Raw genomic sequence first — 22,175 nt, forward strand, 5'->3', positions numbered from 1 at the left:
CCGCGAGACGCGAAGAGGGGGTGCGGAATCCGCACCCCCTCTTCGTGCAGGTCCTTACTCGGACGCCTCGGACTGGTCCTCGGCGACGGCCTCGTCGGCCGCCTCGATCTCGTCCGCAGCGGCGAGCGTCGACGACGGCACCGAGACGGCGACGATCAGCGTCTCGGGGTCGGCCACCAGCGCGGCGCCCTTCGGGAGCTTCAGGTCGGCCGCGGTGATGTGCGCGCCCTCCTCGAGGCCCTCGACGTCGATCTCGATCGACTGCGGGATGTGCGTGGCCTCGACCTCGAGCAGGATGCTGACGGCGTCGAGGTTCGCGATGGTGCCGGGGTAGGGCTCGCCGACGACCGTGATCGGGACGTCGACCTCGATCTTCTCGCCCTTCTTCACCACGAGCAGGTCGATGTGCTCGATGATCTGGTGCACGGGGTCCTTCTGCACGTCCTTGACCAGCGTCAGCTGCTGCGTGCCGTCGAGCTCGAGCTCGAGCACCGCGTTGGCGCGGCGGATGAGCAGGGCCATCTGGTGCCCGGGCAGAGCCACGTGCAGGGGGTCGGTGCCGTGGCCGTAGATGACGGCAGGGATCTGGCCGGACGCGCGCAGGCGCCGGGCGTAGCCCTTGCCGAAGTTCTCGCGCTTGGTGGCGACGACCTTGGTGTCGGTGTCAGTCGACATGATGATTTCTCCTTGCGGGCTCTTCAGCCCAGATCTGGGTCTGTGGTTCGACTCGAACGCATGCGCGTGAGGAAAGCCGCAAGGCCTGCATCACCGCGTCGATCACGGATGGCTGCGCATGGCGCGCGGCATCCCTCGCCGAAGTTCGGTCCCGAGTCTACCAGCGGCGCCGGTACCATGAAGACGCCCACTCACCTGCCCGGAGGACTCCCATGGAATACGGCTTCATCTCCCACGCCCTCGTGTGGCTCATCGGCGGCCTGACAGCGCTCGCCGCCGTCGGCACCGTGGGCGCCCTGTGGTCGATGGGACGCCAGGGGTACAAGAAGGGCTGACCGCAGTCCGCCCACCCGTCGATCGGAGAACCCGGTGGCCCAGGCCTCTCACGGATCCGTCACGGACGATTTGGGCATCCGCATCGCAACGGGGCAGCTCCCGCCGGGGTCGGTCCTCACCCTGGCCGGGCTCGAAGAGCAGTACGGCGTCTCCCGCACGGTGATCCGCGAAGCGGTGCGGGTGCTCGAAGCGATGGGGATGCTGCATTCGCGCCGCCGCGTCGGCGTCACCGTGCGACCAGCGTCGGAGTGGAGCGCGCTGGACGGCCGCCTCATCGGCTGGCAGCTGCGCGGTCCCGGCCGCGATCGACAGCTGGTCGTCGCCAACGAGCTGCGGGCCGCCGTGGAGCCGATCGCCGCGCGCCTGAGCGCGCAGCGCGCCACCGCCGACGAACGCGAGCGCATCGTCGGGCTCGCCGCCCGGCTTGAGCGGCTGGGCGCCGAGGGGCGCGGCGACAGCGACGAGTACCTGACGGCGGACATCGCCTTCCACGACCTCATCCTCGATTCCAGCGGCAACCCGATGCTCGCTGCGGTCAAGCCCGCCGTCGCTGCCGTGATCACCGGGCGCTCCCGCGCCGGGCTGACCCCCGGCGTTCCCCACTCCGAGGCGCTGCACAATCACGTGCAGACCGCCGCCGCGATCGCCCGCGGCGATGCCGAGGCCGCCGAGCACCACACCCGCCGCTACGTCGAGGCGGTACTGGGCGAGGTGCAGGTCGGCGACTGAGCTGCGGCGGCGCGACAGATCGGCGACTGAGCTGCGGCGGCGCGACAGGTCAGGGACCGACCTCTGGCGGCGCGGTGCGCGCGTACTGATCGAGGTACCGGGCGAACCCGGCGTCGTACCGGTCGCGTCGTTCCCCGCGGGGACGGATCACCTCGGGAATGCCGCCATCGAACGCCGGGTGGCGCATGTCGCTGCCGGTGGCCTGCAGCCCCATCCGCACGGCACCGACGATGGAGCTGTGCTGGCGGGGCGACACCTCCATATCGGCACCGAAGACGTCGGCGGTCAGCTGGGTCCACGTCGGCGACGAGAGCACGCCACCCGACAGCACGATGCGCCGGGGCGCCCCGTGCACGGCGACGAGCTCGCGATAGCAGTGGTACAGCGAATAGACGATGCCCTCGAGCACACTCTGGTACAGGTCCGCGCGGGTGTGGTGCGGCTGCAGCTCGAGCCATCCGCCACGGCGCTGGTCCTGCCACCCGGGGCTGCGCTCTCCGAAGAGGAAGGGCAGGAACACCGGCAGATCAGCGGCATCGGCCGAGAGCAGCGGCTCGAGGTCGGCGTAGTCGGCGTCCGCACCGAACAGACGCTCACGCGCCCAGTCGACGCAGTTGCCGCACCCCGAGGTCGCCGCTCCGCTGAGGGGCCCGACGGGCGATCGATACGACCATGTGCTGAGCGACGGCGAGAGCGAGGGATGCCGCGTGGCGATGCGCAGCGCGCCGCTCGTGCCCATCGAGAAGGTCATCTCCCCCGGCTCCGTCGCCAGGTCCCCGACCTGGCTGAGCCCGCCGTCGGGGCCTGGGGTGAGCACCGGGATGCCGGCGCGCAGCCCGAGCGCCGCGGCGCCCGCCGCCGTGAGGGGTGCGGTCGCCGTCGACGAATGCAGCGGGGGGAGCACGACGTCGCCGAGCCCGAGGCGGTCGATGATCTCGGCATCCCACTGCCCGGTTCGGGCGTTGAGCAGTCCCGTGCCCGACGCGAGCGACGCGTTCGTCCAGACCTCACCGGTCAGGCGCGCAAAGATCAGCGTGGGCTGGTCGAGCGCGAGACGTCCCGCGACATCGACGCCCTGCTCCCGCAGGTGCAGTAGCTTGAACGCCGGATACGAAGCGTTGACCATGCATCCGGTGCGGTCGTGGAACCAGCGCGTGAATTCATCATCGCGACGCAGACGCGCAGAGAGATCCTGGGCGCCGGTGTAGGGCCACTCCATCACGGGGGTGACCGCCGCCAGATCGCGGGCGCGCAGCGTCAGGCCGTGCCAGGTGCCGCTCAGCACGATCAGGTCCACCGGCTGCCCGGCCGCGTTCTCGCGCCCCAGCGCCAGCAGCTGCGCGCAGATCGCGTCGCCATCGCGCACGGCGGCATCGGGCCCGCCGAGCTCGAAACGGCGCGAGCGCACCTGCACCTCGCCCGTCTCCGTATCGAAGAGCATGGTCTTCGCCGACGTCGTGCTGGCCTCGAGGGCGAGAATCTTCATGGCGCATCCATCGTGGGTGGAACCGGCGCCGCATCGCCGCCGCACCCCAATGATATGATCATTCGGTCTCCGCGCGGTGACGCGCCCGTCGAAAGCGGCCGATGAATCAGATCCTCTCCCTGCTGCGCCCCCTGCGCCTCGTGCCGATCGTGACCGCGGAGTCCGCCACCGAAGCCCACGCCCTGGCGGGGGCCCTCGTCGCGGGCGGGCTGCCCGTCGCCGAGATCACCTTCCGCACGCCCGCGGCCGCAGACGCCGTCGCGGCCGTCGCCTCCCGCGGCGACACGCTCGTGGGTGCGGGGACGATCGTGCGAGCCGATCAGGTGGATGCCGCCGTCGACGCCGGCGCCCGCTTCATCGTCTCCCCCGGGACGAGCCGAGCCGTCATCGAGCGCTGCCACGAGCGCGGTGTCCCCGTGCTCCCGGGCGCCGTCACCGCCACCGAAGTGCAGACCGCGCTGGAGCTCGGCGTCACGACGGTGAAGTTCTTCCCCGCCGAGGCATCCGGCGGCGCGGCCGCGCTGCGCGCACTGACCGCACCGTTCGGCGAAGTCACCTTCGTCCCCACCGGCGGCATCAGCCCCGCGAACCTCGAGGACTACCTCGACATCCCCGCCGTGGCCGCCGTCGGCGGGTCGTGGATGCTGCCGGCCACCGCCGTCCGCACCGGGGACTGGAACGAGGTCACACGCCTGACCGCCGAGGCGGTCACACTCGCCCGGAGGACCCCGGCGTCCGCACTACGCTAGACCCGCCGGGGTGTGCGGCCCAGATCGCGGCGCACCGCAGGTCGGCAGGCACGAGGAGAAACATGAACGACAACGCCCAGACCAACATGTCCCACGACCGCGACGACACCCCCGGTTCCGCCGAGCTGCATGAGGGAGCCCCGTCCCCGGAGGACGTCCCCCGCGAGACCCCCGCCGCCGAGGGGCCCGACTCCGCCGCGGCGCCGGTCGCCAACATCGGCGTGGTGGGCCTTGCCGTCATGGGCTCGAACCTCGCCCGCAACCTCGCCAGCCGCGAGGGCAACACCGTCGCCGTGTTCAACCGCTCCCGGTCCAAGACCGATGAGCTCGTCGCCGCGCACCCCGAGGCGGGATTCGTCCCCGCGTTCTCCTATGACGAGTTCGCCGCGTCGCTGCACAAGCCCCGCACCGCCATCATCATGGTCAAGGCCGGTGGCCCCACCGACGCCGTCATCGACGCGCTCACCCAGGTGTTCGAGCCCGGCGACATCATCGTCGACGGCGGCAACGCCCTCTTCACCGACACGATCCGCCGCGAGCGCGCGGTGCGCGAGACGGGCATCAACTTCGTGGGCGCCGGCATCTCGGGCGGCGAGGAGGGTGCACTGACGGGCCCGTCCATCATGCCGGGCGGCTCGGACGAGTCGTGGGTCACGCTCGGCCCCATCCTCAAGTCGATCGCCGCGGTCGCCGAGGGCGAGCCCTGCGTCACCCACGTCGGCCACGACGGCGCCGGGCACTTCGTGAAGATGGTGCACAACGGCATCGAGTACGCCGACATGCAGCTCATCGCGGAGGCGTACGACCTCATCCGTCGCGGCACGGGCCGCTCCCCCGCCGAGATCGCCGACGTCTTCGCCGAGTGGAACCGCGGCGAGCTGGAGTCCTACCTGATCGAGATCACCGCAGAGGTGCTGCGACAGGTGGATGCCGCCACCGGCAAGCCGCTCGTGGACGTCATCCTCGACCAGGCCGGCGCCAAGGGCACCGGCGCCTGGACCGTGCAGACCGCGCTGAACCTCGGCACCCCCGTGTCGGGCATCGCCGAGGCCGTGTTCGCCCGCTCGCTGTCGAGCCACCCCGAGCAGCGCGAGGTCTCGCAGGACCTTCCCGGCGCCGGCGAGACGCTCTCGGTCGAGGACGCCGACGCCTTCATCGAGGACGTGCGCCTGGCACTGTATGCCTCGAAGATCGTGGCCTACAGCCAGGGCTTCGACGAGATCCGCGCCGGCGCGGCCGAGTACGACTGGGCGATCGACCTGGGTGCGATCGCGAAGATCTGGCGGGGCGGCTGCATCATCCGCGCGCAGTTCCTCAACCGCATCAGCGACGCCTACGTCGTCACGCCCGACCTGCCGGTGCTGCTGACGGCGCCGTACTTCGTCGACGCGCTCGGCCGTGCACAGGACGCGTGGCGCCGCATCGTCGCCACGGCGGCGACCTCCGGCATCCCGGCCCCGGCGTTCTCGTCGTCGCTGGCCTACTACGACGGGCTGCGCGCCAAGCGCCTTCCCGCGGCGCTCATCCAGGGCCAGCGCGACTTCTTCGGCGCCCACACCTACAAGCGCATCGACAAGCCCGGCACCTTCCACACGCAGTGGTCGGGTGACCGCAGCGAGATCGAGGCCGAGGACACGCACTGAGCAGGCCCCGGATGCCGGTGCGAAGCCGCCGCGGGCGTGTGCTGCTCGCGGCGGCTTCGGCGTTGTACCTGGCACTGCTGGCGTCGCTGACCCTCGGGCCTCAGCCCGCGACGGTCGGCGGCACCCTGGCCGTCCTCGGCGACTGGTTCGCCGGCTGGCAGGGCACGGCATGGCTCACCTTCGCGGTGCTGGAGTTCGTGTCGAACGTCGTGCTGTTCCTGCCGCTGGGCCTGCTGTGGGTCGCCTGGACGGGGACGCGCCGCTGGTGGCTCGCCGCCCTGGCCGGGCTGTTCTTGAGTGGCGCGATCGAGGCAACGCAGGCACTGGCGCTCCCCGACCGCTACCCGGACGCGCGCGACCTCGTCGCGAACACCGCGGGCGCGGCGCTCGGGGCTGCCGGCGCTGCCGGCGCCGACCGGGTCGCGCGACGCACGCGAGGGCAGCGAAGGGACCGCTGAGCATGCGTCAATGCCGGCACGCCCTCCCGGCGGTCCGTCCGGCCGCGTACGGCGAAGCCGTGCCCGCAGCGCGCTGCACGCTGCGCGCAAGCTCACAGCCTGCGCATAGAGCACCCCATAGGAATCGTGCGCGTCGGAGTTCACAATGGGGGGCATGACCGCGCCAGCATCCGTACCCGCTCTTCGCCGCCCTGACGGCTCCCCCGTGCGTGTGCTCGTCGTCGACGATGAGCAGATGCTGACCGACCTGCTGTCGATGGCCCTGCGGATGGAGGGCTGGGAGGTGCGCACCGCCGCCTCGGGATTCGACGCCCTGCAGGCCGCTCGCGACTTCGAGCCCGACGCGATGGTGCTCGACATCATGATGCCGGACCTCGACGGCATGTCCGTGCTGCAGCGGCTGCGCCACTCGGGCAACGACGTGCCCGTGCTCTTCCTCACCGCGAAGGATGCCGTCGGCGACCGGGTCGCCGGGCTCACCGCCGGCGGTGACGACTACGTGACCAAGCCCTTCAGCCTCGAAGAGGTCGTCGCACGGCTCCGCGGACTCATGCGCCGCGCGGGGACCGCGGCGACCGTCGGCAGTGAGCCGATCCTGCGCGTCGGAGACCTGACGCTGAACGAAGACTCCCACGAGGTCGAACGCGCGGGCGACGCCATCGAGCTGACGGCCACGGAGTTCGAGCTGCTGCGCTACCTCATGCGCAACCAGCGGCGTGTGGTGTCTAAGGCGCAGATCCTCGACCGGGTGTGGAACTACGACTTCGGCGGCCGGTCCTCGGTCGTCGAGCTGTACATCTCGTACCTGCGTAAGAAGATCGACCAGGGTCGCGAGCCCCTCATCCACACCGTGCGGGGCGTCGGCTACATGATCAAAGCGCCGCAGTGACCGCGGATTCCACGCACCCCGCACGCCTCCCGACCCGCCACCGCTGGAGCCTGCAGACCCGGCTGATCACGGCGGTGGTCTCGATGGTGGCGCTGATCCTCGTGAGCATCGGGCTGGCCACCGGCACGATCCTCGGCAACATCATGATGCAGAACCTCGACGCGCAGATCCGCGAGTCGGCATCCCGCATCGGCGTCGCGCCGGATGTCACCGCCGTCGACGCGCTGTCGGGCAGCCGGCAGGAGCCGGGGACGCTGCTCGTGCTCGGCACGGTCAGCGGACTCACCGGCGCGTACGTCGCCGATGACGAATCGGTGGTCGCGCTGGACGACGGCGAGATCGCCCGCATCCTCGCGGCCATCGAGGACCAGCGGGGCGCGACGGTGAGCCTGCCCGGGCTCGGCGAATACCGCGTGCTCATGCCGTCCGATCGCTCGAGCTTCTCGGCGGTGCTCGGCAAGCCGACAACCGAGGTCACCGACACGGTGGCGCAGATCCTCACCACCGTGACCCTGCTGACATCGGGCGGGCTGCTGCTGCTCTCTGCGGCGATCGCCCTGATCATCCGCACGTCGCTGCGCCCCCTGCGCGCCGTCGCCGACACCGCCACCCGTGTGGCATCCCTTCCGCTTGCCGAGGGCGAGGTCTCGATCACCGAGCGCGTGCCGGAATCCGAAGCCGACGAGCACACCGAGATCGGGCAGGTCGGTGCCGCGCTGAATACGCTGCTCGACCACGTGGGCGAGTCGCTCACCGCCCGTCAGCGCAACGAGGAGCGCATGCGCGCGTTCGTCGCCGACGCGAGCCACGAGCTTCGCACGCCGCTGGCATCCATCCGGGGGTATTCGGAGCTGTCGCTGCGCGCCCTCCACCAGGCGCCGACTGCGCCGGAGACGGCCGCCAACACCGAGCAGGCGCTCGAGCGCATCCAGGCCCAGTCGCTGCGGATGACGGCGCTCGTCGAGGACCTGCTGCTGCTGGCGCGCCTGGACGAGGGCAAGGAGCTCGTCGTCGGCACCGTGGACCTCACGCGCCTCGCGGTCGAGGAGGTGGGCGACGCGCGCGCCGCCGGACCCGACCACACGTGGCGGCTGGAGGTCGGCGAGGAGCCGGTCGTCATCGCCGGTGATGCCGCGCGGCTGCACCAGGTCGCCGCGAACCTGCTGGCCAACGCGCGCGTGCACACCCCCGCCGGCACGACCGTGACCACGACCGTCGCGTATGACGGCGACAGCGCGGTGCTGCGCGTGCACGATGACGGACCCGGCATCGACCCCGCGCTCGCGAATGAGCTGTTCGAGCGCTTCGCGCGTGCCGACCGCTCCCGCGCGCGGCGCACCGGCGGCACGGGGCTGGGCCTGTCGATCGCGCGCGCGATCGTCGACGCCCACCACGGGGAGCTGTCGGTCGACAGCCGTCCCGGCGACACGACGTTCGAAGTGCGGCTGCCCGCCCGCGCACGGGACGAGGAAGCTGGCGCGGGCTCTGGCGACGCCGGCTGACGGCGGCGTCGTGCGCCGGGCGCGTGGCCGGTGCGCCGGGCGCGTGGCCGGGCTGAGCCGGGCTGAGGCGTTCCCGCGCTTCCGTCGTCGCGAACGTCCCATCCGACGCCCCCAGAGGGCACCGGTGCGACGACCGAAGCAGGCCACCGGCCGCGGCGCCCCCGCCGGCTCAGTACCCCGAGAAGGCGTCCGTCGTGATCGACCGGGCGCGCTCCAGGGCGGGCGCGAGCTCCGCGATCAATCCGGGCGGGCCCGAGATGTACGCGTGCCGCGCCGCGATGTCGGGCACGACCCGCAGCAGGCCGTCGGCGTCGAGACGCACGCCCCGAGCCCACCGCCAGTGCGCGGGCAGGTCGGCAGGCCGGTCCCGCGTGAAGACGACCACCGGCACTCCCGAGGCGGCGATCTCGTCGCGGAAGGCCAGTTCCGACGACTCCGAGGCGACGTACACCAGCACGACGTCGCGCTGCTCGCCGGTCAGCCGCATGTGCGTCAGTTGCGAGACGAACGGCGTGACTCCGATGCCGGCGGCCACCATGAGCACGGGACTCTGGCTGCGCCGGGGCAGCACGAAGTCCCCCCAGACGCCGGTGACCGCCAGCGGGTCGCCCGCGCTCACCGCCGCCAGCGCCTTCTTATAGCTCGACTGCGGCCCGCCGCCCTCGCGGAACGCGATGCGCAGCTCGGGCAGCTCCTCGGGCGACGAGACGATACTGAACTCCCGTCGCGTGCCACGGGCGTCGGGATGGTGGTGCGGCACCTCCAGTTCGAGGAACTGTCCGGGGACGAATGACAGTCGGCGCTGGGTGCGGAAGCTCAGCTGCCGGGCGGTCGGTGTGAGGGCGGTGCGCTCGGTGAGGGTGAGCCGCACGGCGGCACGCCAGGAGAAGAAGAAGGCGACCAGGTTGCCGACGAGGAGGGCACGCTCCTGACCCAGGCTCAGGATGCCGAGATCGATCGGCCACCCGGCCAGCACACCGACGACGGCAGCTACCGTCAGCTGCTGCCACCGGCGCGGTGGCAGGGTGAGGGGCTCGGACAGCATGAAGGCGCCGAGGAACAGGAACGGCGAGGCCGACACGATCTGCCAGACGATGTCGGCGCCGGCCATCTGAAGGCCGGCCTGCTGGTACTGCACGGAGGTGCGCATGATCGCCACCGCCACCGCGATCACCCAGAAGACGGCCACGATGCGCACCTTCTCGGTGCGCAGCAGCACGATTCCCCCGAGGATCAGCACCGGCAGCGCGAGATAGGGCGACCCCACCCACCACGCCGAGGTGCCGAGTCCCGTGAGCGTGACGACGGTCGCACCCACGGCGGCGGGGTTGAACACGTGCCGACCGCGCCACGCCAGCACGTACTTCGACAGCGAGGCGACCGCCCCGGCGACGGCGATGCCGAGGAGCGGCAGGATCTCGGTCGAGGGCATGAGCACGAACACCAGGATGTGCGCGGTGATGAGGGACGATTCCACGCGCCACGGCAGCTTCAGCACCCGCTGGGCTGCCGCATCGACGACGCTGCAGGCTGCGGCGAGCACCACGAGCGTGGCGACGAGTTCCAGCGGCGTCGGGACCAGCACACCGAACAGCGAGGCCCCGAAGGCGATCACCGCCAGCGCGCCCAGCGCGGACAGCACGAGGCGGTACATCGACACCTTGCCCAGCAGGCCGAAAACCCGGCTCCAGATGGCGGTCAACGAACCCATCAGGCGTCTCGGAGCGGGGAGGACGGATGCCGTGAGGGTGCTGCTGCCATGGCATCCACGCTAGCGCGCCGCGCGGAACAGCTCGGCCCCGCAGCCCGGTGACCAGTCCACCTGCCCGTCGGTCGCCATCCGCACCCACGACGCCCCCCAGCGGGCCGCCAGTGCCTCGCCACCGGCGAAGAAGAGCGCCGTGGCGACGGCATCCGCGCGCATCGCGGTGGGGGCGACGGCCCACGTCGCCGCCACCGTGCGCACCGGCTGCCCCGTGCGGGCGTCGAGCACGTGGTGCAGGCCGTCCCCCCACGCCCGGCGGTTCACCGCCGACGCGCACAGGGCGGCATCCGTCACCTCCCACACGCCGATCGCGCGCGACGGGTCGTAGGGATGCTCCAGCCCGATGCGCTCGGTGACGCCGCGCACCGACACGTCACCGCCCGCATCGACGACGATCCCACCGTCGTCCGAGCGGTGCAGGCACGAGGTCACCAGATCGACCAGGCGCCCCTTGCCGAGCGCGCCGACGTCGATGATCGCCGGCTCGCGGAGCGTCAGCGTGCCGGCATCCCAGCTCAGGCGCTGTCGCCAGTCGCCGGTCGCCGCGAGCGGCCCCCGGTCGACGAGGGAGTAGGCCGCGTCGTAGCCGCGATGCGCGAGCGCCGCCCCCACGAAGGGGCTGACGGCGCCGCCGGTCGCCTCCGACAGCTCGGCGTAGGCATCGAGCATGGCTGCTGTGTCGGCGGGGGCAGGAACGGTGACCTCCCCGGAGCCGCCGGCCAGGGTGCTCACGAACGAGTCGGGACGGAAGCGCGACCATTCCCGGTCGAATCGCCCGATGACGGCGGATGCCGCATCCCGCGCTTCATCCGGCAGTGCGGCGGCCGTCTGGATCTCCCACCGGGTGCCGATGGCGTCGAAGCGCCAGACCGCGGGTGCGGTCGTCACTGCCGGGCGTCGGACTTGATCTGCTCGATCGCCTCGTTGAAGCCGCCGCTGGTGAGGGATGAGCCCGCCACGCGGCTGACCGAGATGTCGTCGAGGCTCTTGCCGACGACCTCGTCGGAGATGCCGCCGATGAAGCGTTCCTGGTACCGCTCCGATTCGGGTCGGGTCGGATCGCCGACGACCTCGACCGCCGAGATCATGCCGTCGGTGAGTTCGACGGTGACGTCGATGGACTCGACCGACTCGGGCGTCGCATACGAACCGGATGCTTCGTACGTGCCGTCCGCGTACGAGGCGTCGCCTGTCGTCGTCCCGGCGGACGAGGCGGCGTCTGCCGAGCCGCAGCCGGCGAGTACGAGCACGCCGGCGGTGCCGGCAAGGGCGGCGCCGAGGCGCGCCGCACGGACCGAGGAGGCGGAGGGGGTCACGCGGGTCCTTTCCGTGTCGTTGAGCGCTCCGCGCGTCGGCGGAGTTCTTTCAGCCCTTCGACCGCGAGGAAGATCACGATCGACAGGGCGATGGGGAGCAGCCACGACTGCAGCGTGAGCGGGCGCGAGCCGAACAGATCGTTCATGAAGGGCGCGTAGGTGTACACGAGCTGCACCGCGATGAGGGCACCGGCCGACCACCAGATGACGCGGTTGCCGCGCAGCACGTCAGGGGTGAGGCTCGAGCGGGTGAGGAAGCGGCAGTTGAACAGGTAGGCGAGCTGTCCGAGCGCCAGCATGGTGACGGCCTCGGTGCGCGCGTACGCGATGTCGACGCCGGTCGCCGCGACCGAGTAGAACAGCGCCAGCGCCGCGCCACCGATGAGCGCGGAGACCACCAGGACGAAGCCGAGCTCGCGCCCGTTCACGAGCGAGCCGCCGGGCGCGCGCGGCGGACGCGTCATGATGCCGCGCTCGGCCGGCTCGTAGGCCAGCGCGAGCGAGAGCGTGATGCCGGTGACCATGTTGATCCACAGCACCTGCACGGGCGTCAGCGGCAGCGCGAGCCCGAAGACGATCGCCACGAGGATCACGAGCGACTGCGCGCCGTTGGTGGGAAGGAGGAAGACGATCGATTTGCGCAGGTTGTCGTAGATGCGACGCCCCTCGCGGATGGCGCTGCGGATCGTGGCGAAGTTGTCGTCGGCCAGCACGATCTCGGCGGCTTCCTTGGTCGCCTCGGTGCCCTTGATGCCCATGGCGATGCCGACATCGGCCCGCGTGAGGGCGGGGGCGTCGTTCACGCCGTCACCGGTCATGGCGACGACTTCGCCGTGGGACTGCAGTGCGCGCACGATGCGGATCTTGTGCTCGGGGCTGGTGCGCGCATACACGTCGACGTCGCGCACCACCCGGGCGAGCTGGTCCTGGCTCATGGCCTCGAGCTCCGTCCCGGTGAGAACGGTGACGTCGTCGCCGGCGACCACTCCCATCTCCCGCGCGATGGCCAGAGCCGTGCCGGCGTGGTCGCCGGTGATCATCTTCACCCGCACGCCCGCCGTGTGGCAGTCTGCGATGGCCTCGATGGCCTCGGGGCGGGGCGGGTCCAGAATGCCCCAGAGGCCCAGGAACTCGAGCTCGTGCAGGTCGTCGACGCGCAGCTCGCCGCCGTCCGCGAGGGCCGGCCTGCGTGCTGCGGCGAGCACCCGCAGGCCCTGGGCGCTGAGGTCGTCGATGGCGCCCTCCCAGAACGGGATGTCGAGCGGGACCGGGCCGCGCTCGCCGCGTTGCGTGCGCGAGCGCTCCAGCAGGCGATCGGGCGCGCCCTTGACCAGGATCGCCCGCGAGCCGTCGGATGCCTCATTGAGGGTCGCCATGAACTTGTTGGCGGAGTCGAACGGCACGACACCCACCCGGCGTGCGCCGTCGGACGAGACGCCGCCCTTCATCGCGATGACCTTCAGCGCCCCCTCGGTGGGCTCGCCCACGAGGGTCCAGCGCCCGGGCCCGTCGCCGGCGTCGACCGAGGGATCGGGCACGATGTGCGCGTCGTTGCAGAGGGTGGCGACCGCCAGCAGCGGCGCGAGGTCCCGCCGCTGCACGGCGGCATCCACCGTCCCGGTCGTGCCGGCCGGGCTGATCTCGCCGGCCGGGTCGTAACCGAGGCCGGTCGTCACATATGCGCCGCGCGCGGTGACGAGGCGGCGCACCGTCATCTCGTTCTTGGTGAGCGTGCCGGTCTTGTCGCTGCACACCGTCGTCACCGCGCCCAGCGTCTCGACGGCGGGGAGCTTGCGGGTGATGGCGTGACGACGCGCCATCTGCTGCACCCCGATGGCGAGCGTGATGGTGACCATTGCCGGCAGGCCCTCGGGGATCGCCGCGACGGCGAACCCGATCGTCGCCGAAATCAGGTCGCCGAAGGGCAGGTCATGCAGGAACCGGCCGATCAGCAGCATGATCGCCGCCATGCCGAGGATCACGATCGTGAGCACGCGGCCGAACGAGTCCAGTTGCTTGGTCAACGGCGTCGCGATCGAGCCCGCCTCGCCGACGAGGGCCTGGATCGTGCCGATCTCGGTCGCGCCGCCGGTGGCCGTCACGATGCCGCGCCCCTGGCCGGCAGAGACGATCGTGCCCGAGAACGCCATCGAGTGGCGGTCTCCCACACCGGCATCCGCCGGCACCGGCTCGACGCCCTTCGACGACGGCTGCGATTCACCGGTCAGAGCGGCCTCGTCGATGCGCAGCTGGTGCGCCTGGATGAGTCGCATGTCGGCGGGCACCTTGTCACCCGGCATGAGGCGCACGACGTCGCCGGGCACGAGTTCCGCGGCCGGGACCGTCGCCCACGCCCCGTCTCGGCGCACGCTGGCGTCGTTGGAGAGCATGCTGCGGATGCCGGCGAGCGCCTTCTCGGCGCGGCCCTCCTGCACGAAGCCGATGACCGCGTTGATGATCGCGACCGCCATGATCACCCAGAAGTCCAGCCAGTCGGCCATGATCGCCTTGATCACGGCCGCGCCGAGCAGGATGTAGATCAGCGTGTCGTTGAAGTGGGCGAGGAACCGCAGGATCGCGGGCTTGCGGGGCGGCTCCGGCAGCTCGTTGCGGCCGACGTCCGCGAGGCGCGCGGCCGCCGCGACGGACGTCAATCCGGCGACGTCGGTCTGCAGCTCGCGCTCGACGTCGGCGACCTCGAGCGCGAACGGCGTCGAGACCGTCAGGTCGGCTCGCGTGTCGCGCTCCGGCATCGTCTTCTCCTACGCAGCTCCGTCGAACATGCTCGTGACCGATCCGTCTTCGAAGACCTCCTGGATGGCCCGCGCCAGCAGGGGCGCGATCGGCAGGATGGTCAGCCGCTCGAAGCGCTTGTGCTCGGGCACCGGGATGGTGTCGGTGACCACCACCTCGTCGATGGCCTCGTTCTGCAGCCGCTCGGTCGCGGGGTCGCTGAAAATGGCGTGCGTGGCGGCCACGATCACGCGCTGCGCGCCGTTCGCCTTCAGCGCCTCGGCGGCCTTCACGATGGTGCCGCCGGTGTCGATCATGTCGTCCACGAGCAGGCACACGCGGCCCGACACGTCACCGACGATCTCGTTGACGGTGACCTGGTTCGCCACGTTCGGGTCGCGGCGCTTGTGGATGATCGCCAGCGGCGCGCCGAGGCTGTCGGACCAGGTGTCGGCCACACGCACACGACCGGTGTCGGGTGAGACCACGGTGAGGGCGGCGCGGTCCTCGGGCGACAGGGTGCGCTGGAAGTACTCCAGCAGCACGGGCTTGGCGAAGAGGTGATCGACCGGCCCGTCGAAGAACCCCTGGATCTGCGCGGCGTGCAGGTCGACGCTCATCACGCGGTCAGCGCCCGCGGTCTTCAGCAGATCGGCGACGAGGCGCGCCGAGATCGGCTCACGGCCGCGGCCCTTCTTGTCCTGACGCGAGTACGCGAAGTACGGCGCGACGACGGTGATGCGCTTGGCGGACGCGCGCTTGGCGGCATCCAGCATGATCAGCAGCTCCATGAGCCACTCGTTGACCGGCGGGCCGAAGGACTGGATGAGGAACACGTCGCAGCCGCGGATCGACACCTCGAAGCGGGTGAGGATCTCACCCGACGCGAACGTGCGGTACTCGGTCGGCACGAGTTCGGTGCCGATGTGCGAGACGACCTCCCTGGCCAGCGCCAGGTGGGAGCGGCCCGATGCCACGACCAGGCGCTTCTTCGTCTTCGCGACGACGCCGGGCGCGATGTCCCGCGCCCTGTCGAGGTCAACCGTCTTGTTCTTGCGCGCCATCGTCCGCTTTCTGTGCGGACCGAGCCTGGGCCGACAGATCTGCGGCCTTGGTTCCCGGTCGGTTCGTCTCGACCCACCCCTCGATGTTGCGCTGGGGGGCCACGCTCAGTGCCAGTGCGCCGGCGGGGACATCCTTGCGGATGACGGCACCCGCACCGGTCTTCGCGCCATCTCCGATCCTAACCGGCGCGACGAAGACGTTGTGCGAGCCGGTGTGCACTTCGTCGCCGATCTCGGTGCGGTGCTTGGCGATGTCGTCGTAGTTCGCCGTGATCGCACCGGCGCCGAGGTTCACCCCGGTGCCGATGGTCGTGTCGCCGATGTACGACAGATGCGGCACCTTGCTGCCCTCGCCGATCGTGGAGTTCTTCGTCTCGACGAAGGTGCCGATCTTGCCCCGGTCGCCGAGATAGGTGCCGGGGCGCAGGTAGGAGAAGGGCCCCACGGTGGCGCCCGCGCCGATGACGGCGAGGGTGGCGTCGCTGCGGCTGACGGTGGCATCCTCCCCCACTTCGCAGTCCACCAGGCTCGTGTCGGGGCCGATGACCGCGCCGGATGCCACGGACGTGGCGCGCAGGATGTGCGAACCGGGGAGCACCGTCACGTCGGGGGCGAGGGTCGCGGTGACGTCGATCCACGTCGTCGCGGGATCGAGGATCGTGGCGCCTTCGAGCTGCCAGCGGCGGACGACACGGGCGTTGAGGGTGCGCGCCGCGTCGGCGAGCTGCACGCGGTCGTTGACGCCGAGCGCACTGGCGGCATCGGGGGCCGCGACGGCGGCGACGGGCGCGTCGTCGGCGCGCAGCAGCCCGATGACGTCGGTGAGGTACATCTCGCCCTGGGCGTTGTCGGTCCCCACCCGCGCGAGCTGCGCGCGCAGCGCGTCGGCGCGGAAGACGTAGACGCCGGCGTTGATCTCGGTGACGGCGGCTTCGGCCTCGCTGGCATCCTTCTGCTCGACGATGCGCGCGACGGCGCCGGTCGAATCGCGGATGATCCGGCCGTATCCGGTGGCGTCGTCGAGCACCGCCGTGAGCAGCGTGGCCGCGGCGTGCGACGCGCGGTGCACCTCGACCAGGTGCGCCAGGGTCTCGGCCTCGAGGAGGGGCACGTCGGCCGACAGCACCAGCACGTCGCCCGTGAAGCCGCCGAGCTGCTGCAGGGCCACCTGCACGGCGCGACCGGTGCCGGGAACCTCGTCCTGGTCGACGATGCGCACGTCCGGGCCGATGCCGGCGACGGCGTCGGCCACCTGATCCCGCTCATGGCGCACGACGACGAGCACCTGCGCCGGGCCGAGGTCGCGGGCGATGTCGAGCACGTGCCCGATGAGCGGACGGCCGCCGATGCGGTGCAGCACCTTCGGCAGTTTCGACTTCATGCGGGTGCCCTGCCCTGCGGCGAGCACGATGACGGCGAGCGCGTTGTCTGTCATGCTCCGCCGCCAGGATTCGAACCTGGGCCTAACAGCTCCAAAGGCTGTCGTGCTGCCGTTACACCACGGCGGACCGTCGTCCCGCAGGACGACGTGACAAGTCTGCCAGAGGGCCTGGTCAGCGGGTGACCGTCACCGTCAGGATGCGGCTCGATGTCGCGCCCGCCGCATTCACGAACTCCACGCGGTACAGGTGCGTGCCCCGCGGGGCACCCGTCACCTCGAGCCTCGCACTCTGCGCCCGCGGTGTGCGGGGTTCGAGCGTCCCCTCGGCTACGAGCGCACCGTCGGCGAAGAACCGGTACCCCGTCGCGTTGGTGCCCCACCACATGTCGGCGGTCACGGTGTACCGCCCGTCGCGATCCCAATTGTCATGCCGCAGCACCGGGGTGCCCGGAGACGCGTCGGCCACGGTGACGGTCACCGGCCGGGTCGCGGTGACGCCCGAGGCGTTGACGATCTCGCCCGTATAGACGTACGTGCCGTCCTGGCGGCCGGTGACGCGGACGGTCGCGGTCTGCGGTGCTTTACCGCCGTAGACGAGGGGCTGCACGGCCACGAGGGCGCCGTTCTCGTACAGCCGGAACGACGAGCCGTTGACACCCCACCACAGGTTCATCCGCACGGTGTAGTCGCCGTCGCGGAGCCCTGTGTCCCAGCCGTTGTCGTGCGACAGCACGCCGACGGCGGGAGCGGACGTCGATGTGTCGGCGTCGCGGCGCACCAGCAGGGACGTCGCCTCGGCCAGTTGCGCCCTCGCGGCTCCGACCGCTTCGGGAGTCGGCCACAGCGCGGCCACCACGACATCGGCGACCGCGACGGCTTCGGTGAGCACCTGCCACGAGGCGGCGGTGTACGCGCCGGGGTCGAGCACCCGCGCGCCGGCGATGTCGGCCGCAAGACCCGACGTGTCGGTCCGCTCCCCCGCACGCACCAGCCGCAGGTCGTCCACGGTGCCCCACGCGCCCGCGGTCAGCGCGCCACGGATGCCGACGGTGAGCGTCTCACCCTCGGCCACGGTGAACGGCGCGGTCGTCGCCGTTGCGAACGCCTGCCAGCCGTCCAGCGCCAGCGGCGCGGCCTGCACGCCGGACGCGGTGGTGGCGGTGACTTCCAGCGCGTCGCCAGACGCCTCGCCGTCGCCCTGCGCGGTGGCCGAAAGGGCGTAGGTGCCGGGGGCGATGCGGTCGATCTGCTGAGTGACCTCGAATTCGTACGCGGCGTCGTTCCAGAAGCTCACGGCGCGGTTGCCGTTCGCCGCGTCCGCGGTGTCGGCGATCGCGGCGCCGGTACCCGAGACCGTCCATGCCGATCCGTCACCCTCGAACCCGCCGTCGAGCACCCAAGCGCGCTCGGTGACGGTGATGCGGGCGACCGCGGCGACCCCTTCGGCGGTGCCCGGAACCGTGTAGACGCCGGGGCCGTCGATCCACTTCACGGCCTCAGACCAGGTCACCGGCGCCTCGTCGACGACGCCATTCCACGCGGTGCGGCGCACGGTGGCCGGCAGCGTGATCTCGGCACCCTCCTCGATGGTGAGCTCGATCGGGGAGACAACGGCGGGCGGCGTTGCTCCCACCGGCTCGAGGGCGGCGAGCGCCCCCTCGACGAGGGCCACGGCGTCGGCGACCTGCGCGGCGGTCGGCGCCGCAGCGCCGCGCACGACCTCCGCGATCTCGAGGGCGGCATCCAGCCCCGTCAGCGACTGCGGGGTGGCCACGGCGCGATCGACGGCGGCGGCACGAGCCACAGCGTCATCGAGCGCGGCGGTGTCGGCACCGGGTTCGGTCACCTCGGCCAGCACGAGGTCGTCGAGGGTGCCCCAGGCGCCGCCGGGAAGGTCGGCGCGCACCGTCACGGTGAGCGTGTCACCCTCGGCGATCGTGACGGCACCCGTCTGCGGCTCCGACCAGACGCGCCAGCCCGTCAGTGCGAAGGGCGCCTCTGCGGCATCCCCGAGCGAGGACGAGAGCTGCAGCGTCACGCCGCCGCTCCCCTCCCCGTCGCCCTGCAGCGCACCGGAGGCGGTGTAGTCCCCCGCCGGCAGACCGGTGACGGTCTGGGAGAGGGTGAAGCCGTAGGCGTCTGCGGCGTAGAAGTGCCCGGAGCGGGTGCCGCTGCGGGGGTCGTCGGCGGCACGGAGGGTGAGCGGTCCGGAGCTCTGCCACATCGACAGGTCGGCGTCTTCGAACCCCGGGTTGCGCAGGTGATTGACCGCCTGCACGGTGACCGTCGCCACGGTCGCGTGCCCCGACGCGGTGGCGCCGCTCACGCGATACACGCCGGGTCCGGTGATCCAGTCCGCGGCATCCGACCAGGTCACTGGCTGCTGCTCGATGGATCCGTCGTTGTAGGTGACCGCGACCGTGTCCGGCAGGGCGAGGTCGTCGCCGTCCTGGCGCGTGATCGCCGGCTGCTCGACAGAGCTGACCTCTCGCGGGGCGGTGGCGCCGGTGCGCGCGTAGCGGAAGGTCTGCAGCGACTCCAGGGGCGTGCCGTCGAACGCGAAGAGGGCCTGGTTGTCCCACGCCGAGCCGCCGTACCACTGGCCGGCGTCGTCCGGGTCGTACTCGCCGGCGGCGCTGGTGGCCCATCCCGAGCCGAAGGTCTCCCACAGCTCGCGGTTGCGCTCGAGCTGCGACGGTGGGCCCACGGGCAGCCAGGCCGGCTCCCAGTAGAAGACGCCGATGCCGGCGTCGCCGACCTCGACGACCGCCTCGATGACATCGCGCAGGGCGGTGGCTTGCCCCTGCACGCTGACGGGGTACGCGGTGGCCTCGGAGGGGAGGTCGATGACGTTGCCGTGGCCGTCCCCGTCCTCGAGCGTGTGGGCCCAGGATGTCTCGGCCACCATGACCTGCTTGCCGTGGGTGTCGGCGACGTCGCTCAGCACCGTGGTGAGGTTGTCGAGCGAGCCGTGCCAGAACGGGTAGTAGGACGAGGCGAACACGTCGTAATCGACGCCGCGGTCGGCGAGCTCCCGGGCGTACCCGGCGTAGCGGCCGGCGGTCTCGGGGTTGGTGAAGTGCACGACCACCTTCGCGTCGGGAACGGCGGAGCGTACAGCGGCGGAGCCGGCGGAGAACACCTGGGCCATGCCGGCCCACCCGGTGATGCCCGCGACGGCGCCGTTGGTCTCGTTCCCGATCTGCACCATGCGGACGTCGACGCCCGCGGCGACGAAGTCCGCGAGCGCGGATTCGGTGAACTCCCCCACCGCGTCGGCGGTCTGCTCGGCGGTGAAGCCCTCCCACGCCTTGGGGGCGTGCTGCTTGGCGGGATCGGCCCAGAAGTCGGAGTAGTGGAAGTCGACCAGCACGCCCAGGCCCGCCGCGGTGGCGCGCTCCCCGATCTCGACCGCGCGGGCGACATCGGTGTTGCCGCCGCCGTACCCGTTGCCGGCGGCGTCGAACGGGTCGTTCCACACCCGCACCCGCACGTCGGTGATCCCCGCGTCGGCGAGCACGTCGAAGAGGTCTGCCGGCGCACCGGCGGTGTCGCGGAAGACCACGCCGGATTGCTCGAGCGCGATCGCCGAGGAGACATCGGCGCCGGCGATGAAGTCCGCCGGCATCCCTTCCACCTTCGCCACGACGATCCCGGCTTCGACCGGTCCGTCATCGGCCGCGGCGGGAAGGGCGAGCCCGGTCGCCACCAGCACGAGCGCCGCGGCCGCCGCTGCGCCCCGCATCCACCTGTTCGTCCCGCGTGCGCGCACGGTTGCTCCGATCTCCGTTGACGGGTGACTTCTGTGACCGGTCACAGTCTTCGCCGCCTGCAAAGCGACTGCCAAGAGGGTGGTCGTCGTCGTTACCGAACCGTGATCGAGGACGAGGCCGATAATGGGGGGATGGCACACCAGACGGACGAGGTCGACCGCATCGTCGGCGCGTGGATGACTCAGCGCCCCGATCTGGACTTCTCTCCGCTCGAGGTGCTCTCGCGCGTCGACCGGCTCTCCCGCCACCTCGACCGGGCACGACGCGACGCCTTCCGGCGCAGCGAGCTGGAGCCGTGGGAGTGGGACGTGCTGTCGGCGCTGCGCCGGGCGGGCGAGCCGTTCCAGCTCAGCCCCAAGCAGCTGCTGCAGCAGACGCTCGTCTCGAGCGGCACGATGACCAACCGCATCGACCGGCTCGTCGCCCGCCGGCTGGTGCGTCGCGAGGCCGACCCGGCAGACGGGCGCAGCGTGCTGGTGACCCTCGCCGGTGACGGCAAGACGCGCGTGGATGCCGCGATCACGCGGCTCGTCGACGCGGAGGCCACCCTGCTGGCGTCGCTTTCTCGCAGTGACCGCGAGCGCCTGGCATCCCTGCTGCGCAAGCTCAGCCTCGGCTTCGACGCTTGACCGTCTGGGACCATGGGAGCATGCCCGTCTCCCCTCGTCCCGTCCGCGACGGCGTCGGCGCGACCCGCCTGCGCGTGCCCACCTCGGGTCCCTGGGCGACGATCGCCGACTACGTGCTCGAACGCTTCGAGCACATCGACCGCCAGGTGCTGCACGACCGCATCGACCGCGGTGACGTCGTCGACGCCCACGGAGCGGCCGTGCGCCGGGACACACCGCTCGGGGCGACGGAGTTCATCTGGTACCACCGTGAGCCGCCCGCCGCCGAGCGCACCGTGCCGTTCGACGAGGAGATCCTGCACATCGACGACGACCTCGTCGTCATCGACAAGCCGCATTTCCTCCCGACGACACCGGGCGGCCGGTTCCTGAATCACACCGCTCTCGTACGGATGCGGCGACGCCTCGACAACCCGGACCTCGTGCCCATCCACCGGCTGGACCGCGCCACCGCGGGGGTGCTGATGTTCTCCGCCCGGCCCGCGACGCGCGGCGCCTACCAGTCGATGTTCGAGCGCCGCGAGGTGCAGAAGGTCTACGAAGCGGTCTCCGCCCTCCCCCCGGGCGGCCTGCCGGCCTTTCCGCTGGTCCACCGCAGCCACATCGAGAAGTTCCGCGACAACCTCTGCGTGCAGACCCGTCCGGACCGCGAGCCGAACGCCGAGACGCTCATCGAGCTCGTCGGCACGGGAACGAGCACCGGCGGGCACGCCGGAGCGGAGGTCGTCCACACCCGGCTGCACCCGCGCACCGGGCGCATGCATCAGCTGCGCGTGCACCTGGCACAGCTCGGTCTCGGCATCCTGGGCGACCGCTACTACCCGGAGCTCCTCCCCGAGACGCCGCAGGACGATCCCGAACGCCCGATGCAGCTGCTGGCCACCCACCTGCGCTTCACCGACCCGCTGACCGGACGGCCGCGCGCCTTCACCACGCGTCGCCGGCTCGCCGACGCGCCGCTGCGCGGCTGAGGGGGCGCGCGAGGCCGCCACCGCGGCACCGACCCGGGCAGGCGCCCCTGACGGGCACCCCGGCGGCAACCCCTGG

At 71.6% G+C, this 22,175-nt stretch carries 18 protein-coding genes and 1 tRNA gene; 9 read left to right on the forward strand and 10 right to left on the reverse strand.

Annotated elements, in window-relative coordinates; all coding sequences use genetic code 11:
• Positions 1–54: 54 nt before the first annotated feature.
• Entirely contained in the window at positions 55–675 is a 621-nt protein-coding gene (locus QNO14_RS09310; RefSeq protein WP_257496035.1) for a 50S ribosomal protein L25/general stress protein Ctc, read from the reverse strand.
• A gap of 212 nt (positions 676–887) precedes the next feature.
• Here QNO14_RS09310 and QNO14_RS09315 point away from each other — a divergent pair, with 212 nt between their 5' ends.
• Both QNO14_RS09315 and QNO14_RS09320 read left to right on the forward strand, forming a co-directional pair.
• Positions 888–1,010 carry a hypothetical protein gene (locus tag QNO14_RS09315; RefSeq protein WP_257496034.1) on the forward strand — a complete coding sequence of 41 codons (123 nt, stop codon included), beginning with the start codon at positions 888–890 and terminating at the stop codon, positions 1,008–1,010.
• A gap of 34 nt (positions 1,011–1,044) precedes the next feature.
• Positions 1,045–1,740, forward strand: a complete 696-nt coding sequence (locus QNO14_RS09320) for a FadR/GntR family transcriptional regulator (RefSeq protein ID WP_257496033.1) — start codon at positions 1,045–1,047, stop codon at positions 1,738–1,740.
• Positions 1,741–1,789: 49 nt separating this feature from the next.
• Here the strand turns inward: QNO14_RS09320 and QNO14_RS09325 are convergent, their stop codons facing one another.
• Positions 1,790–3,226: a gluconokinase gene (locus QNO14_RS09325; protein WP_257505039.1), complete on the reverse strand. Its 1,437-nt coding sequence runs from the start codon at positions 3,224–3,226 to the stop codon at positions 1,790–1,792.
• 101 nt (positions 3,227–3,327) lie between these two features.
• Between QNO14_RS09325 and eda the strand changes: the two genes are divergently transcribed.
• The 5 genes from eda (at position 3,328) to QNO14_RS09350 (ending at position 8,467) form a co-directional block, all read left to right on the forward strand.
• Positions 3,328–3,975, forward strand: a complete 648-nt coding sequence (eda, locus tag QNO14_RS09330; protein WP_257505040.1) for a bifunctional 4-hydroxy-2-oxoglutarate aldolase/2-dehydro-3-deoxy-phosphogluconate aldolase — start codon at positions 3,328–3,330, stop codon at positions 3,973–3,975.
• 62 nt (positions 3,976–4,037) lie between these two features.
• On the forward strand, positions 4,038–5,618 hold the full coding sequence (gnd, locus tag QNO14_RS09335) for an NADP-dependent phosphogluconate dehydrogenase (RefSeq protein WP_257505041.1): 1,581 nt from the start codon (positions 4,038–4,040) through the stop codon (positions 5,616–5,618).
• A gap of 11 nt (positions 5,619–5,629) precedes the next feature.
• The gene (locus tag QNO14_RS09340) at positions 5,630–6,076 is read left to right on the forward strand and encodes a VanZ family protein (protein ID WP_257505042.1); all 447 of its coding nucleotides are present in this window, start codon (positions 5,630–5,632) and stop codon (positions 6,074–6,076) included.
• Positions 6,077–6,230: 154 nt separating this feature from the next.
• Positions 6,231–6,965 carry a response regulator transcription factor gene (locus QNO14_RS09345; protein WP_257496028.1) on the forward strand — a complete coding sequence of 245 codons (735 nt, stop codon included), beginning with the start codon at positions 6,231–6,233 and terminating at the stop codon, positions 6,963–6,965.
• Positions 6,966–7,048: 83 nt separating this feature from the next.
• Positions 7,049–8,467, forward strand: a complete 1,419-nt coding sequence (locus tag QNO14_RS09350; RefSeq protein WP_257505312.1) for a sensor histidine kinase — start codon at positions 7,049–7,051, stop codon at positions 8,465–8,467.
• A 169-nt stretch (positions 8,468–8,636) separates the two neighbouring features.
• On the opposite strand, the gene QNO14_RS09355 is transcribed toward QNO14_RS09350, so the two are convergent.
• The 8 genes from QNO14_RS09355 to QNO14_RS09390 all read right to left on the reverse strand — a co-directional run bounded on the left by QNO14_RS09355 (position 8,637) and on the right by QNO14_RS09390 (position 20,471).
• Complete coding sequence (locus tag QNO14_RS09355; RefSeq protein ID WP_257505044.1) at positions 8,637–10,178, reverse strand: FAD-dependent oxidoreductase; 1,542 nt, start codon at positions 10,176–10,178, stop codon at positions 8,637–8,639.
• Between the two features lie 60 nt (positions 10,179–10,238).
• Complete coding sequence (locus tag QNO14_RS09360; protein ID WP_257505045.1) at positions 10,239–11,120, reverse strand: FAD:protein FMN transferase; 882 nt, start codon at positions 11,118–11,120, stop codon at positions 10,239–10,241.
• On the reverse strand, positions 11,117–11,548 hold the full coding sequence (locus QNO14_RS09365) for an FMN-binding protein (RefSeq protein WP_257496025.1): 432 nt from the start codon (positions 11,546–11,548) through the stop codon (positions 11,117–11,119). Before QNO14_RS09365 ends, QNO14_RS09360 begins: the two co-directional genes overlap by 4 nt.
• Positions 11,545–14,301 (reverse strand): HAD-IC family P-type ATPase, encoded by a 2,757-nt coding sequence (locus QNO14_RS09370; RefSeq protein WP_257505046.1) that lies wholly within the window; start codon positions 14,299–14,301, stop codon positions 11,545–11,547. The genes QNO14_RS09365 and QNO14_RS09370 overlap by 4 nt, the downstream gene beginning before the upstream one ends.
• 9 nt (positions 14,302–14,310) lie before the next feature.
• Positions 14,311–15,345 carry a ribose-phosphate diphosphokinase gene (locus QNO14_RS09375; protein ID WP_257496023.1) on the reverse strand — a complete coding sequence of 345 codons (1,035 nt, stop codon included), beginning with the start codon at positions 15,343–15,345 and terminating at the stop codon, positions 14,311–14,313.
• Positions 15,320–16,780 (reverse strand): bifunctional UDP-N-acetylglucosamine diphosphorylase/glucosamine-1-phosphate N-acetyltransferase GlmU, encoded by a 1,461-nt coding sequence (gene glmU / locus QNO14_RS09380; RefSeq protein ID WP_257505047.1) that lies wholly within the window; start codon positions 16,778–16,780, stop codon positions 15,320–15,322. Before glmU ends, QNO14_RS09375 begins: the two co-directional genes overlap by 26 nt.
• Position 16,781: 1 nt before the next feature.
• A tRNA-Gln gene (locus tag QNO14_RS09385) sits at positions 16,782–16,853 on the reverse strand.
• Between the two features lie 45 nt (positions 16,854–16,898).
• Positions 16,899–20,471, reverse strand: coding sequence for a glycosyl hydrolase 53 family protein (locus tag QNO14_RS09390; RefSeq protein ID WP_285184253.1), 3,573 nt, complete (start codon positions 20,469–20,471; stop codon positions 16,899–16,901).
• 159 nt (positions 20,472–20,630) lie between these two features.
• Between QNO14_RS09390 and QNO14_RS09395 the strand changes: the two genes are divergently transcribed.
• Both QNO14_RS09395 and QNO14_RS09400 read left to right on the forward strand, forming a co-directional pair.
• Positions 20,631–21,128, forward strand: coding sequence for a MarR family winged helix-turn-helix transcriptional regulator (locus QNO14_RS09395; RefSeq protein WP_257496021.1), 498 nt, complete (start codon positions 20,631–20,633; stop codon positions 21,126–21,128).
• Positions 21,129–21,148: 20 nt separating this feature from the next.
• Complete coding sequence (locus QNO14_RS09400) at positions 21,149–22,099, forward strand: pseudouridine synthase (protein WP_257505048.1); 951 nt, start codon at positions 21,149–21,151, stop codon at positions 22,097–22,099.
• Positions 22,100–22,175: the final 76 nt, after the last annotated feature.

Origin of the sequence: Microbacterium sp. zg-Y625, from assembly GCF_030246925.1 — a bacterium.
Lineage (GTDB): Bacteria > Actinomycetota > Actinomycetes > Actinomycetales > Microbacteriaceae > Microbacterium > Microbacterium jiangjiandongii.

Bases quoted from the DNA above. Each gene is read 5' to 3' on its own strand.
- QNO14_RS09310 (WP_257496035.1), bottom strand. From the start codon at position 675: ATGTCGACTGACACCGACACCAAGGTCGTCGCCACCAAGCGCGAGAAC.
- QNO14_RS09315 (WP_257496034.1), top strand. From the start codon at position 888: ATGGAATACGGCTTCATCTCCCACGCCCTCGTGTGGCTCATCGGCGGC.
- QNO14_RS09325 (WP_257505039.1), bottom strand. From the start codon at position 3,226: ATGAAGATTCTCGCCCTCGAGGCCAGCACGACGTCGGCGAAGACCATG.
- eda (WP_257505040.1), top strand. From the start codon at position 3,328: ATGAATCAGATCCTCTCCCTGCTGCGCCCCCTGCGCCTCGTGCCGATC.
- gnd (WP_257505041.1), top strand. From the start codon at position 4,038: ATGAACGACAACGCCCAGACCAACATGTCCCACGACCGCGACGACACC.
- QNO14_RS09340 (WP_257505042.1), top strand. From the start codon at position 5,630: ATGCCGGTGCGAAGCCGCCGCGGGCGTGTGCTGCTCGCGGCGGCTTCG.
- QNO14_RS09345 (WP_257496028.1), top strand. From the start codon at position 6,231: ATGACCGCGCCAGCATCCGTACCCGCTCTTCGCCGCCCTGACGGCTCC.
- QNO14_RS09350 (WP_257505312.1), top strand. From the start codon at position 7,049: ATGGTGGCGCTGATCCTCGTGAGCATCGGGCTGGCCACCGGCACGATC.
- QNO14_RS09355 (WP_257505044.1), bottom strand. From the start codon at position 10,178: ATGGGTTCGTTGACCGCCATCTGGAGCCGGGTTTTCGGCCTGCTGGGC.
- QNO14_RS09370 (WP_257505046.1), bottom strand. From the start codon at position 14,301: ATGCCGGAGCGCGACACGCGAGCCGACCTGACGGTCTCGACGCCGTTC.
- QNO14_RS09375 (WP_257496023.1), bottom strand. From the start codon at position 15,345: ATGGCGCGCAAGAACAAGACGGTTGACCTCGACAGGGCGCGGGACATC.
- glmU (WP_257505047.1), bottom strand. From the start codon at position 16,780: ATGACAGACAACGCGCTCGCCGTCATCGTGCTCGCCGCAGGGCAGGGC.
- QNO14_RS09390 (WP_285184253.1), bottom strand. From the start codon at position 20,471: ATGCGGGGCGCAGCGGCGGCCGCGGCGCTCGTGCTGGTGGCGACCGGG.
- QNO14_RS09395 (WP_257496021.1), top strand. From the start codon at position 20,631: ATGGCACACCAGACGGACGAGGTCGACCGCATCGTCGGCGCGTGGATG.
- QNO14_RS09400 (WP_257505048.1), top strand. From the start codon at position 21,149: ATGCCCGTCTCCCCTCGTCCCGTCCGCGACGGCGTCGGCGCGACCCGC.